Origin of the sequence: Bacillus sp. SM2101, from assembly GCF_018588585.1 — a bacterium.
GTDB lineage: Bacteria > Bacillota > Bacilli > Bacillales > SM2101 > Nanhaiella > Nanhaiella sioensis.
Map to the genome: position 1 here is coordinate 23,225 of NZ_JAEUFG010000034.1, position 16,332 is coordinate 39,556.

Sequence of the window (16,332 nt, forward strand, 5' to 3'; positions counted from 1 at the left end):
CTATTAATTCTGATAACTTATGCTTCTGGCATACATCATTTCACTATATTACTTTTATTAATCTATACATCTATTAATATGTCATGCTAGTTCGATCTTACTATATTTGTTCGTGAACCATTGACCAAACTTATCTAAGCTCGATTTTTTATTGCTAGCAGATGAGTTGCAATGAATTTTATATAACGTGGAAAGAATTTATGCCCACTTGTTATTTCTATTGATTGCTGTATCGCTATTTGATCACCTTTTCCTACCGCTGTTCTTATCTGCTCATAATTATTACCCATATATGGTAAACAGTAAAAACGTAATTGTTCATCCTCAACATTCAAAACAAAGTTAGTGAAATCACTAATCGATTGTGAATTTGATTCGTGCAGTAATTGTAGAAGAGCTATCCATGTATTTTCTTTTTGTACAAGATCAAATTCTTTTGATAGTTCACCTGTAATAGAGTCGAAGATATTATCCCAATAAACTTGTGGTTGGTCTATGTATTTAACCTCTCCGTATATGTTATTGCTGCTATGCCGAGAGCACTCTCGCACAATAACGAAAAGTCAAATTTAACAGCATAAAATTCTCTTGTTACAGTTGATGTGTTTAACACTTTCATTTTCATCACTCCAAAAGGATATATATAAATTCTATAATTTTAGAATTATGAGTTCTATAATTTTCGAATATTTTGAACTAGACACCATCATCACAAATTTGATAATATTTAACTAGTTTGTAAGTTGAATGCTATATTTAGGCTCTTTTCGTAAACTTTTGTTGCTATTGAGACTCATTAAGAAAAGCAATTAATAATTTTATGGCGATGGACCTCATTATAAATGGAAAAACACGCCACGAACACCTGGTTTATACGTATTTAGTTCTTAGTACGAAAAGCAACAATCAATGCGAAAACAGCCTGTATTTAAAGTGGGTGAATGCTATGAATAATAAGAAAAAGAAAACTATGTTGCAGTTACCAAAAGTCCCAGACAATTTACCACAACTAGACCTTAATAACCAACTAGAAGTTGATCAATATTTCAACAACGGTTCAATTTACGATTGTGAAATTTCAAATAAAAGTATTGAAAGAATTTCCTTCGAAAAAATACTATTTAAAAATGTTATATTTACAAATATATCATTTAGAAATATTGAACTGACCGATGTTATTTTTGACAAATGTGATTTATCTAATGTTGATTTTAGCAATGGTATTATTCATAGGGTAAAGGTGACAGATTCCAAACTATTAGGTATGAACCTGTCAGGAGCTGCTTTACGAAATGTTACTTTTAACGATTGCTTTGCAAATTATGCATCTTTTGGGTTCTCCGATCAAAAAAGTGTTCATTTTAACTCGTGTTCATTAAGTCACGCAGATTTTTATGAGTCAAAGTTCAAAAACATTGAATTTAACAGATGCGAAATGCACCAAGCAAATCTAGCAGGTACAAGCTTAAAAGGAATTGATTTAAGTAGCTGTGCTTTCGAGAATTTAACTGTGTCAGTTGAACAATTAGAAGGCTGTATTATTTCTCAAGAGCAAGCTATTGGATTTGCTAAAATTCTCGGCTTAGTCGTTAAACAGCCGCATGAGTAAGTCGTATTCGTTTAAAAAATATCGATTTTTTGTTACAAGCGAACGTTCCGAGGAAACTTAATAACTTACAAGTACACAACTACTTTCTATTTCAAGTTACCAAAGCGTTATATTTTATTGTTATTCCTGTCAATTATACAAGGGGGCTGTTTTTCTTTTGAAAAATAATGTAGTCATTTTTGATGTCATATTTTATGTCGTATTTCCATTAGTAGTTTGGAATCTTGGTAGAGATTATATAGGAGATTATTATGCTATGCTTCTTTCGTCTGTACCAGGAATCATTTATAGCCTATACAGATTTTTTCAACTTAAGAAAGTTAATGTCTTTGGAATTTATATGCTTGCTACACTTGTAATTGGGACGCTCATTGAAGTGTTAGCAGGTTCTGCTTTGCAACTATTATGGAATCAAGTATTTTTTGCTTATGCTATGGCAGCTTTTTATTTAGCAACTGTATTAACGAATAAACCACTTACACTATACTTTGCGTTAGATATTTTTGAGTTACAAGGGATAGACAAAAAACTAAGTAAAAAGATATTTTTCCAAAGAAAATTTCTCATTGTATTCCAATTGATTACGATTGTATTTGCTGTAAGAAGTATCGTATTGGCAATAATTAAAACATGGCTTATCAATGAGTACGGCGTAGATGCTTTCGATAAAGGAATCCTTTTACGACAAGCATTCAGCTGGATTATGACCGGGGTTTCTGCTGTTGGATTTATATATATTGCAAAGCTTATTAGTGACACTCCAGAGCTCGCATCAGTATTTAACTTCGACAAGGATCGAGATAATGACGACGTAGAATTAAATTCACAGATAAACAAAAAATAGTGGGGAGTTCCTCCCCACTTTTCTATAGCGATAAAGTTACACTTATCTTTTTCGAGTTCTATTCTCCTCCGTAAAATTTCTTGATCATTTAATTGCTCCATTACATCTGTATACAATTTTTCATTTCCACAACCATAATGTTAGTTTATTTCATTGTGTGATAAGACTTGTTTTTATTTAGTATATAAACTGTAGCATCACACTCACTTTAACACATTACCGTGCCGAGGGTCAGAGCCCGGATCTACATGTACTTGTAGATTATACATTCCGGCTCTGTAGCCGTGAGGTAATGTTTGTTCAAGGCGTTGATATGTAATATATGGTTTTTGAGCATCATCATCAATCATTACTTCAAATAACCCTGATATTGTTTTTGACTTTCCGTCCTTCATATATTCAATAGTTAACGGGACTAAATCTTTAGTTTCTTCATTCGTATAAACAATTGTAAAAAATTCAAAGCGTTCACTATCTTCTCTAATTTCACGTTCAAGATTTTCATCATATGAGAAGCTTTTTATGTCCTGTTTTTCCACATTTAACTGATTAATAAATGGATACACCAGATCTAATTTCCAACTTTCAAACCTTGATAGAAAAGTCTCATCATTTGCCAAAGCTTGCTCATAATCAAAAAAATGAATAACTGACAAAACGGCTATTAGAATTATACCAATGCCTAAATGGTATTTTAATGATGCAAGTTTAATCGAATCTCTAATTAACAATAAATATAGTAAAAATATAATACACAGTACAAACAAACTTACCAAAGGCGTTAATAAATGAATCGCTTTTAGTTGAATTTGTAGTCCTAACTCAACTATTTGATCTATAGTCATTATTCCACTTCCTTAAAACCCACTAATAAATTAAGTAAAGCTTCCATTGTATTTCTCACTTTACTAAATGCTAGTAATAGATTAGTGAATTCGTTAATAATACCTATTATGATTATTTTATATTAAATTATACTTATTTTATATAATATGTTATATTTTGTGTTTATATAAATTCTCAATTATCCCACCATTACTTTCTTATATTCTCATTTTCTCATCCCTCAAACACATGGTGCCACATATTAACCAAATATTAAGATGATCGAATTTATGAGTTAGACGAAAAAACTCCCCATTTTAAACACCTAGATTATCATATTGAACATTCAATAAACATCGTCGTTCTCACTGTAGATCATAAAGAAATCTCAAATTCAAGACTTATTACTTTAGTAATAGGTCTTTTGACGTTATTATAGTATTTAATAACATCATTATGGAATGGGGTATCAAAATGGGAACACTACAAGCAAGTTTAGACACAATTACGCAACAAAGCAAAACAACTATGCCAATGAACGCTTTTACTGTATTAGAGAATTCAATAGCTTCACTTCAACAAACTGGTATTGCTAACGGACTAGCTGTTGGTGACAAAGCACGTGATTTCACTTTAACTAATGCAAATGGTAACCAAGTCAATTTATATGAGGAATTAACAAAAGGACCTATCATTTTAACATTTTATCGAGGATCTTGGTGTCCATATTGTAATCGTCAGCTACGTGCATACGAAGAAATACTACCAGACATTAAAAATATTGGAGGGAGTTTAATTGCCATCAGCCCACAAACTCCAGATAATTCATTAACAATAAAAGAAAAAAATGATTTATCTTATGAAGTAGTTAGTGATTTAAAAGGCTTAACAGCTGCAAAGTATAATGTGTTATTCGATGTTCCACCAGAAGTGAAGGAAGTATATGATAAGTTTGGATTAGATATATCTGAATACAACGGAGGTGGCAACTGGCTTATACCAGTACCTTCAACATTTATGATTGATGAAACTAGTAGAATACGATTTTCATATGTTAACCCAAATTATATGCAACGGTTAGAACCTGAAGACCTGCTTACAGCACTCAGAAACCTCTAAAGTGAAACATACATACATCTAAATCTGTTTATTGGCTTCGTTTGCATTGATTGTTATTTATCTTAGTTAAGGTGAATTAAAATCCCTATATAACGTTTTTTTTCGAAAGCCAATTTTATCTTATATTATTGCGCTAATATATATTATGTAGCACCCTCTTTTCATGCTTCATACATAGAAATCTACAAATCAGGCGTAGGTATTTCTGTTTTAGGCTTTTTAAACTTTGTTAGTAAGAATTAGCTTGAATAATTTTTTATTATTTACAAACGCTACATGTTAGGAGGGAAGCTACGTATGAAAAAACAACAAAAATCTAAAGAAATTGGTCAAAAAACAGAATCTATGAACCCTATGGACCAAGGATTAAATTTAGTTTCTCAAGTCGTCAATAATACGACAGGTCTTGATGAGGGTAATGATGGAAAAATGAGTAAAACAGATTGAACAAATACCATTCTGGTGTTTGTTTTTTTGTGTTCAAATTTCATCTTAATTTATGGTGAGGATTTCATGCTATATTTATTTCATTTAAGGAGAATTTTTATGAACAGTACGCTCAAAGAAATGCAATCAGAACTGATCGTTGAAGCAAAAAAAGGACTCCCTTTCTTACTATCTGGGACAATCGTTTTTTTTATCATCTCACTTTTACCCGTAATTTTCGCAAAAGAGATCATCCATTTCATTTGGTTATTTGGGTTATCCTCCATTTTTCCATTAGGTTTTATAATAAGTAAAATACTCCGCATTAATTTACTTGTAACACATAATCCTATAGGTATATTAGCATGTATTATTGCTGTTCCTCAGGCTTTTTATATACCTCTTTATATCATTGTATATATGCTAATTCCTCAATACTTGCCATTTACTATTGGACTACTCATCGGTTCACACTTTCTTCCTTATGTGTGGATTTATACAAGTAAGGCTTATTTATTTATAACATTAAGTGCTTGTCTATCCTCTATCATATTTGGTTGGATTTTTATAGATTACGCCTTCACGGTAGTACCATTTGCAAACTTCATCGTATACGGTGTTGGCGCATTACTTATCTTAAGAGAACTGCGAGTTGAATTTGTTTATTAAAAAAGGAAAATATATAAAGCTATTTCACATATATGAATGAACATAACGTAAATCGATCGATACTGCTCGCTCTTTATAAATAATTTATCTATCCCGCACAATAGCAACCGTGTGCCCATAAAAAAACATACGGTACATTTTACCGTATGTTTTATGAATAGGTATTTCGTAATTAGAGCTACCTATATTATCGTGGACTAATTTCGATCAGTTTAATTTGGTGGTCATCTATCTCTTTGAGAGTAAAGATATAGCCTTCGTATTCAATGACTTGATTTTCTTGTACGTCTATCTCCTTCGTCAAAATCCATCCACCAATCGTATCGATATCCTCATCATCAATACTCAAATTCAATAATTTATTCACTTCACTAATTAGTACTTTGCCATCAAGTATATAATGGTTATCTTTAATATTTTGAACGTCTGGGGTTTCATCCACATCAAACTCATCCCGGATTTCACCAACAATTTCTTCTAAAATGTCTTCAACGGTAACTAACCCTGACGTACCGCCATATTCATCGATTAATATAGCCATATGAATTTGATCTTTTTGCATTTTTTTCAATAAATCATGAATAGGAATCGTTTCAATTACGTAAATAATCGGTGTGACAAACTCTCTAATCGTTGTGGTGTCTATATCTTTGACATCAAAATATGCTTTAATCATCGATTTAAGATTTATTAAGCCTATAATATGATCTTTATCACCATCAATAACAGGGTATCTCGTATACCTCTCATCTTTCACTTCTCTGAGAAAATCTTGGATGGACAAACTCACATCAAAACTTACGATTTCTGTTCTTGGTATCATAATTTCTCTAGCAATACGGTTATCAAATTCAAAAATATTGTCAACATACTTGTATTCTGATTGATTTATTTCTCCACTCTGATAGCTTTCAGATAGTATGATGCGTAATTCTTCCTCCGAGTGGGCCATTTCATGTTCTGATGCTGGATGCAAACCAAATAATTTAATAACAACCCTAGCTGATCCATTTAATAACCAAATAAAAGGATACATGATTCGATAAAACCATATTAACGGTGTAGCTAATAATAATGTAAGCTTTTCTGCTTTTTGAATCGCTAACGTTTTAGGTGCTAATTCACCAATTACGACGTGTAAATAAGTAATTGTACCGAACGCTATAGCGAATGAGACGATACGCGAAACAGAAGTTGGCATATCAAAATGTTCGAATACTGGGTGTAATAATCTTTCTACTGTTGGCTCACCAACCCAACCAAGTGCTAAAGCTGTAATTGTAATACCCAATTGACAGCTCGATAAGTATTCATCTAAATTACTCACAACTTTTTTTGCTGCAATCGCTTTTTTATTTCCTACTTGAACTAATTGATCTATGCGGCTCACTCTCACTTTCACGATTGCGAATTCCGCCGCTACAAAGAAACCTGTTAGTCCGATTAAGATTACAATTAAGAATAAATACAATAAGTCAATACTGTCCAATAAAATTACCTTACTTACAATGAAGTAAGGTGTCACCTCCTGAATAAAAATATAAATACCTGAAAATTAGTTCCTTTTTCTGTGCTTTTTTGTCCTGTTTTTTGAACACGCATATATGCTAATGCAATTATTATATATGATAGTCTAAATTACGACAAGAAACACAACATATAAAACACATCCTTTAAAGAAAAAAATAGCAATTTGCAAGAAAAAAACTTCCATCAAAACTTTTACTACGGGTGTTTTCGCAAAGATTGTTCTTCAATAAATGCTGGCTTGGCACAGATTGTTGCTTTTCGTTCTAAGATATAAACAAAAAGAGCCTGTATAAAACGATGACTTTTAAGTAAAACCATCTTTATCTTCTAGTATAGAAACAATAGCAACAAAGTTTATGAAAATAGCCTTTACTATCTATACGAACATATACGTGAAAGGTTTCACCATTTTAAATATACTTATGATAATATTGTTACATCTCTTTTTAATTGCAGTATTTTGAGGTGGTAACTAAACAAAAATTCGTAGGCTTCTAGTATTTTTTTTGCTTCAAATACGCTTCTTCCCCACACTGTAATCCCATGATTTCTTATGAGTACAGCACCTTTGTCAGTAGTAACGTAAGTACTCAATGAATCTGCTAACAGTGGGATATATGCATCATTTCTTATAATCGGTATTGTAATTTCTGCATCTTCCTCCCATTCATCGAGTGCTTTGATCATTTCTTGTCCATGAAAACTCACTTGTCCTTGCTCTCCATATAGTTCTGATATAACATTATTATCTACCGTATGTATGTGTATACAACATACTGCATTTGATTGTTTATACACGGCGAGATGAAGTGGCATTTCTGCTGAAGGATATAATTTGGTACTACTCGTAGGGTGTCCTTGTTCATCTACTAATAAAAAATCATCCTTTGTGCGCTGCCGTTTGTCCTTTCCACTTACCGAAATGAGAAATGTTAACGGAGAATCACTTGCTTTGATTGAGAGGTTCCCACTAGTTGCATAAAACCAATCTCTTGAACCTAATTCATCCTTTAAGCTAGCTAATTCGTCCCATTTTTCTTGAAAAACGGTCATTTTATCACCTCGACATATTTTTCATTAACTTTATGACTTCTTTTTCTCCTTGATATCATTCGTGTTATATATTGTAGAATCCTGCTCATAGCATCGCTTAATACTTTAACAAACTGTGACAATACAATTTTCAAATTCAAATATATTTATGTAATTTGCTAAAACTACACTTAAGTTTCATATATATTTTAAACATTTGAAAAAGTTATTGACAAAGAAAATCACATATTGTTATTATACACTTCATACAAACAAATTTATGGATCGTAATCACACACGAAAATTTTATAAGTTAGTCTCTTATCAAGAGTTGGCTGAGGGATTTGGCCCTATGAAGCCCAGCAACCGACCAAAAAACACCTTAAGGTGGGTAGAACTTTAATGTTCTACAAAGGCACGGTGCTAATTCCAACAGGAAGTAAGACTTTCTGAAAGATAAGAGGTAGAAGTTCGTTCTTCAAGCCTCTTTCGTCCAATAAGAAAGAGGCTTTTTCTAGTTAACATTTACAAAATAACGCTTTTTGGGAGGTATTAATGAGTTCAATTCAAAATACTAATTATCAACCGCTAACCGAAAAAAATGCAATTTCTTTAGCCCAAAAATTAAATCTTTTTCCTGAGAAATCATTGTTAACATGTAAGGAAATTGGGGATGGGAACTTAAACCTTGTCTTTCGGGTAGTCGATGAGCGTAACAACAAAGGAATTATAATAAAGCAGGCATTACCCTATGCAAAAGTTATTGGTGAAAGCTGGCCGCTTACTTTAAAACGTGCAACAATCGAAAGCCATGCGTTACTTACCTTTGCAAGTTATTGTCCTGAGCATATTCCAAAGGTTTACTATACCGATGACAAATTGGCAGTTACTGTGATGGAAGATTTATCTCATCTAGACATCGTGAGAAAAGGGTTCATAAATAAAAAATCATATCCATCCCTCTCAACGCATATTGGTACTTTTTTAGCAAAAACATTATTTTTTACTTCTGATTATGCTTTAGGAGCGGAAAAGAAAAAGCAACTACAAAAACAGTTTGTCAATCCTGAGCTGTGTAGAATAACAGAGGATCTCGTATTTACTAACCCTTTCTTTAATCATGACACAAACAACTATGAAAAAGAATTACAAGAAAATATTCAAGCTATGTGGAATGACTCTTTCCTAAAGCTTGAAGTCGCAAAATTAAAAAAAATATTTTTAACGCAAGCTGATGGTATTATTCATGGAGATTTGCACACGGGAAGTATAATTGCCAATGAGGAAGAGACGAGGATCATTGATACTGAATTTTCCTTCTGTGGTCCTATAGGGTTTGATATGGGTATATTTTTCGCAAACCTTATTTTACAAATTTTATCTCGAAAAGATAATGAAAGAAACTACTTATCCAATTGTATTGAAGATACTTGGGACACTTTTAACACAACCTTTGTTAAGCTATGGAAAAACCATAGCCTTGAGGCCTTTGCTGAGGTTGAAGGTTTCGTGGAGCACATATTAACACAAGCATTTGCAGACGCTGTTGGTTTTGCTGGATGTGAAATGATTCGCCGTACGATTGGCTTAGCACATGTGGAGGATTTAGATCGCATTACTCCTCATGAGAGAAAGATTCAAGTTAAGTCGACTGCTCTAGAAGTTGGTAGAACACTCATTGTAAATCGCCAAAGTCTAACACATGCTTCAGCAATTCAAGATGTTATTCAACATTCCGAAAGGAGATTTGTAAGATGAAGCAAGCCTCAACTCTTCCTTTATCGGTAGAATGGAAAAACCATTTCATCACAATTTTAGATCAACAAAAGCTACCAGTTGATACAGTTTTTATAAATTTAACTACGCTAGAAGACGTTTATCATGCTATTGCTTCGCTAAAAGTTAGAGGTGCACCAGCAATTGGCATCGTGGCAGCTTTTGGATTAGTGCTAGCTGCACAAAGCTATCATGTACATAGTCTAGTAGATTTTAGAACTAGACTTGGCAAAGATCGTGACTATTTAGTAAGTTCCCGACCAACAGCTGTGAACCTAAGTTGGGCATTAGACCGACTCATTTATTCTATTCAACAAGCGACAACAGTTGATGAAGCGATCAAAGTATTAACCGATGAGGCCATCAAAATACAACTCGAAGATGAAAGCGCCTGTCGTGAAATTGGTGAGCATGCACTTAAATTATTAGGTGCAAAGCGCCGTATTTTAACAATATGTAATGCAGGCTCTATCGCTACAGCTAGATACGGTACAGCACTTGCTCCGTTTCATCTCGGTAAGGAGCGTGGAATTGACTTTTCCGTGTTCGCGATGGAAACTCGCCCTGTTTTACAAGGGGCGAGGTTAACAACTTGGGAATTAACTCAGGTAGGAATTGATGTTACACTTATCACCGATAATATGGCTGCACATACTATATTGTCAAAAAACGTAGAAGCAATAATCGTTGGAGCAGACAGGATTGCTCGAAACGGAGATACAGCTAATAAAATAGGAACGCTAGGCTTGGCGATTCTTGCACAACACTTCAGCATCCCGTTTTACGTAGCTGCACCACAATCAACATTTGATGATTCAATAATGAACGGAATAGGCATAAAAATAGAAGAACGTCATCATGAAGAAGTTACACATATTGATGGAAAAAAAGTCGCACCGAACGGTATAAATATTTACAACCCTGCTTTTGATATTACACCTAACGAACTTATCACTGCATTCATCACCGAAAAAGGCATCAAATAAGGGGTCAGATCTCCACTGCTTTACACAGTGGAAATCTGACCCCTTTCAATTTACCAGCCTACACCAATAATTAGTGCTTCTGGATTAGGATGTTCTAGTAGCGTACTATAATTTCTTACATCATCATAAGCAAAGCCGTATGCTAAACCGTCAATGCTATAATCATGCCAGAATTTAGCATAGAAGTTCGCTGTATCGTTTTGATAGAAGAAATCTGAATTTCCCCAATTAACAGGGTCATACATAATACCTCTATTTAATGCGGCACAAACTTGAGCTTCCACTACTTTCTCATCTGCACTTCCTGTATCCATCGGTCCTGAACACTCAAAAACTTCAAGTGTCGATGGTTTCCTTGCAATGTTTAAATTGTAAGGACCACCGTTTTTCGAAAAGACGAAGTTATCTCCCTGAACACGACCACTAAATGTTCCTGCTTCTGCAGTAAAGGTTAATTCATTCGTTCTATAATAATCCCAAACTTCATTCACATAGTTATCAAAATAGTTTTCATATGTTCCTCCTGGCTTAAATTGACCTTTACCTGGAGCAACGATTCTATATGGTTCTTCCACTAATGTTTGGAATTCCGCTGGCATTTCATTTTTAAATGCACTAAATAACTGGTCACGCGTATATGTTTCACCTACGATTTTATCATACCCATCTGAACCTAGTAATCTATTCGTAATTGGGAAACTAAATTGGTCTACTCGAGTAGAGTTTCCGTGATAACCCCATTGGTCAATTGTAAACTCAATCCATTCGAAATAAATATCTTGGTTAGGATCTGTTGGATTATTTAAATCTGGACCTGCAAATCCTACTCTACCATCTGCTGCTTGATTTAACTTAATATACATTGGACTTCCTAAACTAATAAACATTCTTCCAGAGTCAATCTCTGGCATTGAAGTCCAGTCTACTTCACTCATTTTATAAAAGTAGTTTGGATAGTTTTGACCGTTTTTCGTCAAGTGACCTGGTGCATCATTGTCACTAATTTTACTTTCTATCAAATTTCCATCTTTATCTACATGACTAAGCTGCCCAGTAGCTTTATTGTAACCAAGAATAGCCCAGTAAATTTCATCATCAGAATACTCTCCACCAGTATTATTTTGTAATTGGAATGTCATCACACCATTTCCAGTAGGAATAGTTCCAGGTTCTGGTGTCGGAGTTGGTTCTGTTGGTTCTGTTGGCGTAGCTGAGTTTTTAGTAAATTCAACCCAATTTAAGTTACCGATACCTTCAGATGCACCTTTAAATACAAAATATACATCATGTGTACCTGTTACATTATTGATAGTGGCAGTGTTTGTAACCCACTTTTGCCATCCGCCAGTATTTTGAATAGCAACTGTTCCAACTAAAGTTCCAGTAACGCTATCTAACCTTACTTCAATTGATCCACCTGTTGATTGACTAGCTACTCTAGCTTCAATCCCTTTTGCACCATCGGAACCAAAATTAACATTGTTAAATGCTATATAGTCGCCGTTGTCTGTCCAACCTACATTTTTCCCACTACCTAAATCAGTAGTATCTTCTGTTTGAATACCTTGCATTGAATCGTAGTCTTCTGCTTGTATTTTCTCATAAGCATTGATGGAACTAGGATTCGTTGGTTCTGTTGGTTCTGGCTCTGGAGTTGGTTCAGAAGGTTCTGTTACCACTCCAGTTGAAGTAAGTACCATGTCATCGATACGAACAATTTTCGCAGTCCCTACCCCTTCAAAGCGTAAAAATTTCGCATTTGTCAAATTCGCTTGAAAATCAGCTAAAGGTATAGAAATTGTTTTATAAATGCTTGTTACGCTACCGTAATCAGATAATTTTAGTGAGCGATTTGTTCCATCATTTAATACGATGTTAATATAATCCTCTTCGCCACCATTTGCACCTTTTAAGGTAAGCTCCAGTGTATCATAAGCAGAAATATCTCTATTTAAGTGCTGATCAAATGATTCTGCACTTGTCCTACCATTAAAGAAGAAATACAAATTAGAATTACCTTCTAGATTGTAAGCTCCTCCATTACGTACAATTGATTCTCCCAAATCATTTGTATTTGTGTTCCACTGTGTTGAAGAGTTAAAATCGTCAATTATTAGTGGCTCAACATCTGGATTTGGTTCAGGTGTTGGTTGTGGTTCCGGCTCTGGTGTCGGCTCCGGAGTTGGTTCTGGCGCTGGCTCCGGAGTTGGTTCTGGCGCTGGCTCCGGAGTTGGTTCTGGCGCTGGCTCTGACGTTGATCCATGCGTACTATTATATTCTGATGTGTTATACGCAGGAGTTCCATTGTTATATGTGAATGAATAACTAATAACGTCTCCAGATTTCAAACCATCCACTTCATGTGTGAAAGTAGCTCCTGATTTATTCATTCTTACGTTTTGTTGAATACCAGAGTTAATTTTGTAATGAACATCTACCCAGCTTGTATTCACAAAAGACGTAAATGTAATTTGAGATTTTGTTGAGGTTATAGTGTTAACATCATGTTCATAATCAGCTGCTGCTGCAATATTATTATTAAAAAATGGTGATATTATTAATGATAGTGCCATTATCACCGTAAGCACTTTTTTAAACATATCGTTACCTCCGTACAATTATTAATAATAGTTAGTTTACTAGATTTGTTGATATGAAGTTTTGCACAGTAACCTCCTTCCACTCATATATTACGTACCCTTTGTCATTTTAGTGGGGGTCAAAAATAAAAAAACCTAGCGTTTTATTTTTTACGCTAGGTAGCATAGTTTTAATACTATGAAACTCGATTAGAATTTATTCCAAGTTGTAACTTCATCAAGTGGTAAACGAGATTTTGCAAAGCCTACTTGTTTGGCCTTACCAACAGAAATTAACATAACAGGAGAGAAATTTTCTGGAACATTGAATTCTTTGATAAATTGATCAGGGTTAAAACCTCCCATTGGTACTGTATCAAGGCCTTTTGCCTTTGCTGCAAGCATTAATTGCATAGATACGATACCACCATCAATCATCGCTACTCTTGTTGCATCTTCATACGATAGATTTCCATAATGACCATTAATTTGATCTACATAGAATTTTTTAATTTCTTCTGTCATCGCACCTTTGGTTACTAACTCACCATATATTCTTTCTGCGTTTTTATATGCTTCTAGGTCTCCAAGCACTGCTATAACAACTGATGCATCAACGATTTGTTGTTGATTATTTGCAATTGGTAGTAATTGCTCTTTTGATTCTTGATCTTGAATAACAAGAAATCTCCAAGGTTGTAAGTTACTTGAAGAAGGAGCCAAAATTGCAGTCTCTAACATTTCATTAATATCACTTTCACTCATTTTATATTCTGGATCATAATGACGAATTGAACTTCTTTCTTGTGCAACTGTGAAGAAATTTTGGTCAGTTAGTTCCTTCGGTTTTGCACCACTCATTTTTATTTCTTTAATTTTATTTAAATATTCTTCACTTGCATTTCTACTTTGTGCCATTATTAAATCTCCTTTTATTCAAACTGTATTTATTTCTATTACAGTATAATGTTCTAACTGTAATTTTGTCAAGTACAGTTTGATGAAAGATCTAGAATACTATTTCAAATGTTTGACTCCCCTTTTATAGCAACGAATTCACCTATATTAGGTGTAAAGATAACATTTTATTTTTATTTCTCAAAAAAATCTATGTAAGAAACAATATAGTAACATAACTAGCCCACTATAAAAGATGTCAACCGAGCCCTCCAAATATATGGTACAAACAACGATAATATGTAATACTGGAGTGACCAGAGGCATTAACAGAGCAGGTATACTTCCTAATGTACATCTTCGAAATCATGTATAAAGGAGAACTGCGTGTTTGGTAGGAATCAACACCCCCTCTCTATCACACTCTTTAAACCCTTCCATGTGAGTACATTTTTTATTTTCTTCCCCTACTTTAGTTATATGAGCTTGTATAATTTTTTCTGTAGTTAATGTTCCTTTGTAATATCTATATACATTATAATAGGATGAAAGTGAGCAAGTGTGGTTCGTTAACGCTCCAACAGAATGGGCAACTGGTGAATCAGGATGGTCTAAACGAGATCTTACTCTAGAAGCGAGGCCTAAATTTTATCAAAGCATTTTTGTATATAGACCAATACTCAAGAAGGAAATACCTTAGGGCTTATAATAAACTTCTATGTTAGTTACACATTAACTAAATAACAAGGGGTAATTTAATGAAACGATTATTTATTACATTCATACAAATCGCAGTACTAATTGGGTGTAGTACTAACCCCCATGACAATATTGATACATTCAGAATTGCAGAATCATATTATGCAGGTGGGGGCTCTGAGGATTTAAGTACTGCTCACTTTCAATATTTTATAACTGTTTATTACAAAGAAGGCATGAACGTTGATATTAATAGCATTGAACCGGTATTAGATGAATGGATAGAGAGTAAAGTGATAAATAAGAGTATTAATAATATTACTGACAATAAAGATGGAAATTTCATAAAAGTAGTTGGTAAAGTGACATTAGATACATGGGGATTTAACAAAGAAACCGCTCCTAAAATAGAAAGAGATGAGAAACCAATTCAAGGGATATCTTTCCAACTGGACAATGGGGAAAAATATAAAGTGACTGGATTTGGAGAATCTACAAGTGTAGATCAATTACCTGAAGAAATTCAGGAGTAGATTTAACTTTACTCTCTCTTATTTGCTTACACAGAAACCTATAATACATTCAAGTCTTAAAGTTCTCTGAGTATGTCTTAAAAAGCAATACGTTACAGTATCATTCTTTACATTCATTATTCTAATGAGTTTTTTCTACTCGTAGATTGATAGTAAAGTTATTAATTTTAAAAGCTTAAACACTAAACCCCGTCTTGGTTTAGACGGTGCAAGCGTTTTTGATTCTTGTTAGGAGAAACTCCTTATTGTTCAATAACGGGAGAACATTTCTTGTAAATTACTAACCTATACATCATACTATTCATTTTAAATAGTTTTAGTTATTCTTCAATAAGCTTTGGTTCCGAAGCATATACAGAATCTGTTGGTCCATTATAGACACTTGGCCAAATTACAACAGTTACACCATCATTAGTTGAAAACGGTTGATCAGTTGTTACTGAGAGATACTGCCAACCAGTTGTAACGTCAACCTTTACACCGGCTGATTCTGTATTATTACGATTTAGAAATTGTATTAGAAGTAATTTAGTTGGTATGGACCACCTACTACTCGCCATAATTAGACGTAGATATTCATAGGATTAAATATGACGACGTTGTGAATATCCGAAATAAATAAAAATAGGTAAAACCCTGTTTTCATCTTTTGTTCTCAGGGTTTCACCTATTTTAATGTTCCGGTAATCAAAACTACTAAAGTTAAAGCTATGATCCAAAAAAGCCAACCTTAAAATGTACCCTATAGAGTAGACACTTTAAAAAAGTCTCCCTATAGGGTACATTTTTGTATAATGGAGAAACACAA

At 33.7% G+C, this 16,332-nt stretch carries 15 protein-coding genes and 1 riboswitch; of the genes, 8 read left to right on the forward strand and 7 right to left on the reverse strand.

Features of this window, described 5'->3' with window-relative positions; all coding sequences use genetic code 11:
- Positions 1-134: 134 nt before the first annotated feature.
- Complete coding sequence (locus JM172_RS21200; protein ID WP_214484359.1) at positions 135-551, reverse strand: hypothetical protein; 417 nt, start codon at positions 549-551, stop codon at positions 135-137.
- 395 nt (positions 552-946) lie between these two features.
- On the opposite strand from JM172_RS21200, the gene JM172_RS21205 reads away from it, so the two are divergent.
- Positions 947-1,609, forward strand: coding sequence for a pentapeptide repeat-containing protein (locus JM172_RS21205; protein ID WP_250886816.1), 663 nt, complete (start codon positions 947-949; stop codon positions 1,607-1,609).
- 157 nt (positions 1,610-1,766) lie between these two features.
- On the forward strand, positions 1,767-2,453 hold the full coding sequence (locus JM172_RS21210; RefSeq protein WP_214484360.1) for a VC0807 family protein: 687 nt from the start codon (positions 1,767-1,769) through the stop codon (positions 2,451-2,453).
- Between the two features lie 203 nt (positions 2,454-2,656).
- Here the strand turns inward: JM172_RS21210 and JM172_RS21215 are convergent, their stop codons facing one another.
- A complete protein-coding gene (locus tag JM172_RS21215) occupies positions 2,657-3,298 on the reverse strand; it encodes a hypothetical protein (RefSeq protein WP_214484361.1) in 642 nt (213 codons plus the stop codon).
- A gap of 454 nt (positions 3,299-3,752) precedes the next feature.
- Here JM172_RS21215 and JM172_RS21220 point away from each other — a divergent pair, with 454 nt between their 5' ends.
- From JM172_RS21220 to JM172_RS21230, 3 genes are all read left to right on the forward strand, one after another.
- A complete protein-coding gene (locus JM172_RS21220) occupies positions 3,753-4,397 on the forward strand; it encodes a peroxiredoxin-like family protein (protein ID WP_214484362.1) in 645 nt (214 codons plus the stop codon).
- 297 nt (positions 4,398-4,694) lie between these two features.
- The gene (locus tag JM172_RS21225; RefSeq protein ID WP_214484363.1) at positions 4,695-4,844 is read left to right on the forward strand and encodes a hypothetical protein; all 150 of its coding nucleotides are present in this window, start codon (positions 4,695-4,697) and stop codon (positions 4,842-4,844) included.
- 99 nt (positions 4,845-4,943) lie between these two features.
- Complete coding sequence (locus JM172_RS21230) at positions 4,944-5,492, forward strand: DUF7010 family protein (RefSeq protein WP_214484364.1); 549 nt, start codon at positions 4,944-4,946, stop codon at positions 5,490-5,492.
- Positions 5,493-5,679: 187 nt separating this feature from the next.
- Here the strand turns inward: JM172_RS21230 and JM172_RS21235 are convergent, their stop codons facing one another.
- The gene (locus JM172_RS21235; protein WP_214484373.1) at positions 5,680-6,972 is read right to left on the reverse strand and encodes a hemolysin family protein; all 1,293 of its coding nucleotides are present in this window, start codon (positions 6,970-6,972) and stop codon (positions 5,680-5,682) included.
- 470 nt (positions 6,973-7,442) lie between these two features.
- The gene (locus JM172_RS21240) at positions 7,443-8,075 is read right to left on the reverse strand and encodes a methylthioribulose 1-phosphate dehydratase (RefSeq protein ID WP_214484365.1); all 633 of its coding nucleotides are present in this window, start codon (positions 8,073-8,075) and stop codon (positions 7,443-7,445) included.
- A gap of 297 nt (positions 8,076-8,372) precedes the next feature.
- A riboswitch (SAM riboswitch) is annotated at positions 8,373-8,517 on the forward strand.
- A 92-nt stretch (positions 8,518-8,609) separates the two neighbouring features.
- Here JM172_RS21240 and mtnK point away from each other — a divergent pair.
- Together mtnK and mtnA are read left to right on the forward strand one after the other, a co-directional pair.
- Positions 8,610-9,812 (forward strand): S-methyl-5-thioribose kinase, encoded by a 1,203-nt coding sequence (gene mtnK, locus JM172_RS21245; protein ID WP_214484366.1) that lies wholly within the window; start codon positions 8,610-8,612, stop codon positions 9,810-9,812.
- Positions 9,809-10,816: an S-methyl-5-thioribose-1-phosphate isomerase gene (gene mtnA / locus JM172_RS21250; protein ID WP_214484367.1), complete on the forward strand. Its 1,008-nt coding sequence runs from the start codon at positions 9,809-9,811 to the stop codon at positions 10,814-10,816. The genes mtnK and mtnA overlap by 4 nt, the downstream gene beginning before the upstream one ends.
- A 50-nt stretch (positions 10,817-10,866) precedes the next feature.
- Here the strand turns inward: mtnA and JM172_RS21255 are convergent, their stop codons facing one another.
- Together JM172_RS21255 and JM172_RS21260 are read right to left on the reverse strand one after the other, a co-directional pair.
- Positions 10,867-13,416, reverse strand: a complete 2,550-nt coding sequence (locus tag JM172_RS21255; RefSeq protein ID WP_214484368.1) for a beta-1,3-glucanase family protein — start codon at positions 13,414-13,416, stop codon at positions 10,867-10,869.
- A gap of 189 nt (positions 13,417-13,605) precedes the next feature.
- Entirely contained in the window at positions 13,606-14,313 is a 708-nt protein-coding gene (locus tag JM172_RS21260; protein ID WP_214484369.1) for a nitroreductase family protein, read from the reverse strand.
- Positions 14,314-15,050: 737 nt separating this feature from the next.
- Here JM172_RS21260 and JM172_RS21265 point away from each other — a divergent pair.
- Positions 15,051-15,524 carry a hypothetical protein gene (locus tag JM172_RS21265; protein WP_214484370.1) on the forward strand — a complete coding sequence of 158 codons (474 nt, stop codon included), beginning with the start codon at positions 15,051-15,053 and terminating at the stop codon, positions 15,522-15,524.
- Between the two features lie 320 nt (positions 15,525-15,844).
- On the opposite strand, the gene JM172_RS21270 is transcribed toward JM172_RS21265, so the two are convergent.
- Positions 15,845-16,084: a hypothetical protein gene (locus tag JM172_RS21270; protein ID WP_214484371.1), complete on the reverse strand. Its 240-nt coding sequence runs from the start codon at positions 16,082-16,084 to the stop codon at positions 15,845-15,847.
- Between the last annotated feature and the right edge of the window lie 248 nt (positions 16,085-16,332).